General features: G+C 66.6%; 2 protein-coding genes. Both read left to right on the top strand.

Annotation, left to right across the window (positions count from 1 at the left end):
* Window positions 1-197 precede the first annotated feature (197 nt).
* Complete coding sequence (gene istA, locus OP497_RS17410; RefSeq protein WP_280550762.1) at window positions 198-1,712, top strand: IS21 family transposase; 1,515 nt, start codon at window positions 198-200, stop codon at window positions 1,710-1,712.
* Window positions 1,709-2,578, top strand: a complete 870-nt coding sequence (gene istB, locus OP497_RS17405) for an IS21-like element helper ATPase IstB (RefSeq protein ID WP_280550760.1) — start codon at window positions 1,709-1,711, stop codon at window positions 2,576-2,578. Before istA ends, istB begins: the two co-directional genes overlap by 4 nt.
* The last annotated feature ends 73 nt before the right edge of the window (window positions 2,579-2,651 follow it).

The following is a 2,651-nucleotide window of genomic DNA, read 5'->3' as shown; positions in this document are numbered from 1 at the left end:
GTATAGAGCGACAATCAAGATGAGAGTCACGCGACAATCAAGATGAGAAAGCCGAGACCTTCGGTTGTCGACGTCGGGAGGGCGTAGCCCGAGCGACGTCGACGAGGGAAGGACGGCGGGGTCCCCTTCGGGAACCTCGCCGGGTGATCGCGGCCAACCCGGCTTAGAGTGGTCTTCTCGCCAAAGAGGAGCACCCCGTGCCGGGACGACACATCACCGATCACCAAGTGAGGCTTTACATGACTTTTCGCCGTAGTGATAGTCCCACCGCCGCCGCTGCCAAGGCCGCGTTCAGCACCGCCACGGCTTACCGCCTCGAGGACGATCCTCGGTTGCCGTCACAGACGGCGGCACCCCGCACCCGGCGTCGACCCGATCCGCTGGCCGGTCTCTTCGACGAGGAGGTGGTTCCCCTGCTGGAGGCGGCACCGGGACTGCGGCCGATCGCCGTGTTCGAGGAGTTGCGGCGCCGCCATCCCGAGCTCGACCACAACATCCGGCGGACCCTGGAGCGTCGGGTGCGCGCCTGGCGGGCGGTGCATGGGCCGGACCAGGAGGTCATCTTTCGCCAGACCCATGAACCCGGGCACATGGGCCTGTCCGACTTCACCGATATGGCCGACCTGCAGGTCACGGTGGCCGAGGGACCGTTGGATCATCGCCTGTACCACTTCCGGATGGTGTATGGCGGCTTCCAGCACGCCCATGTGGTGCTGGGCGGCGAGAGTTTCGTCGCGCTGGCGGAGGGGCTGCAGAACGCCTTGTGGGCCCTTGGCGGCGCCCCGCGCGAGCACCGCACCGACAGCCTGTCAGCGGCCTTTCGCAATCTCGGGCAGGCGGCACAGGATGACCTCACCCAGCGCTACGAGGCGCTGTGCCGGGATTACGGCATGGTGCCGACCCGCAATACCACCGGCGTGGCCCATGAGAACGGCAGCATCGAGAGTGCCCATGGCCACCTCAAGCGCGCCATCCACGATGCCTTGCTGCTGCGCGGCTCACGCCACTTCGATGACCTGACCGCCTATCGGGCCTTCATCGATGAACTGGTCAGTCGGCGCAACGCTCGGCATCAGCCTCGCATCGACGCTGAGCGCGCCATGCTGCAGCCGCTGCCCCGGCAACGTAGCCAGGACTACGAGGAGATTCGGGTACGGGTGACGTCCTCCGGCGGCTTCACGCTGCGCAAGGTGTTCTACTCGGTGCCGTCCCGGCTGATTGGCCATCAGCTGCGGGTACGCCTGTATGATGACCGCCTGGCAGTGTTCATCGGCGGCAGCGCGCTGCTGACTCTGCCTCGCGGTCGCGCTCAGCGCGGCGGCCGACATGGCCATGTGGTCAACTACCATCATGTCATTCATGCCCTGCGGCGCAAGCCGATGGCGTTGTTGAACCTGGTCTACCGCGATCAGCTGTTCCCGCGGGAGGCCTATCGGCGCACCTTCGACGCCTTGCTCGCGGGCGGGGAGGCCCGCTTGGCCTGCCGCTGCATGGTCGGCCTGCTGGCCCTGGCCCACGAGCGGGGCTGTGAAGCGGCACTCGCGCAGCACCTGGAGGCGCTGCTCGAGGCCGGCGAGTTGCCGAACCTCGACGCGCTGCGGGAACGCTTCGGTCCCGCCCCGAGTGAGCTGCCCCATGTCGAGGTGCGGCTGGGAGCGTTGGTGGATTATGACGCGCTGATGGACCGCCCGATGGTGGGAGGTGTGGCATGAGGGCTCCCCCGATGACCGATGCCGCGCGGCTCACCTTGATGCTCACCGACCTGCGCCTGCCCACCATCAAGGCCGTGTGGTCGCGCTTCGCCGACCAAGCCGATCAGGAGGGCTGGCCGGCGGCGAGGCTGCTGGCCACCCTCGCCGAACACGAGCTCGCCGAACGTGCCCGGCGCCGGCTCGAGCGCCACTTGACCGATGCCCGGCTGCCGCCGGGCAAGACACTTGACAGTTTCGACTTCACCGCGGTGCCGATGGTCTCCCAGGCCCAGGTGATGGCCTTGACCAGTGGTGATCGCTGGCTCGATGAAGGCGCCAACCTGATCCTGTTCGGTCCCCCCGGCGGAGGCAAGAGCCATTTGGCGGCGGCCATCGGCCTGGCCCTGGTGGAGGCGGGCTATCGAGTGCTCTACACCCGCACCACCGACCTGGTGCAGCGGCTCCAGGTGGCCCGTCGGGAGCTCACCCTCGAGGCCGCCATCGCCAAACTCGACAAGTATCACCTGCTTATCCTTGATGACCTGGCCTACGTCACCAAGGACCAGGCCGAGACCAGCGTCTTGTTCGAGCTGATCAGCGCGCGCTATGAGCAACGCTCGCTGCTGATCACCGCCAACCAGCCGTTCGGCGAGTGGGGCAAGATCTTCCCGGATCCCGCCATGACGTTGGCCGCCGTCGATCGCCTGGTCCACCACGCCACCCTCTTCGAGCTCAACGTCGACAGCTACCGTCGCCGGACCGCGATGGAGAACAAGCGCTCGCAAGGGCGGCCGGCAACGCGCGCGACACTCAAGACGAGTCACTCCGTGTCGCCCAGCGACACGGACACGGATGACACCGCTTGCCTACCAGGGGAGGGAGCATAAAAAGGAGCAGGGCCGCGACACCGATTTCTCATCCAGATTGTCGCTGGCTTCTCATACAGATTGACGCGCTACA

The organism is Halomonas sp. 11-S5, assembly GCF_029889825.1.
Taxonomy (GTDB): Bacteria; Pseudomonadota; Gammaproteobacteria; order Pseudomonadales; family Halomonadaceae; genus Halomonas.
The sequence above is the reverse complement of the archived record's forward strand: the minus strand, read 5'-3'. Positions and strand labels throughout refer to the sequence as shown.

What these genes read in the sequence shown, in the direction of transcription:
- istB (WP_280550760.1), top strand. Translation starts at nt 1,709, where the DNA reads ATGAGGGCTCCCCCGATGACCGATGCCGCGCGGCTCACCTTGATGCTC.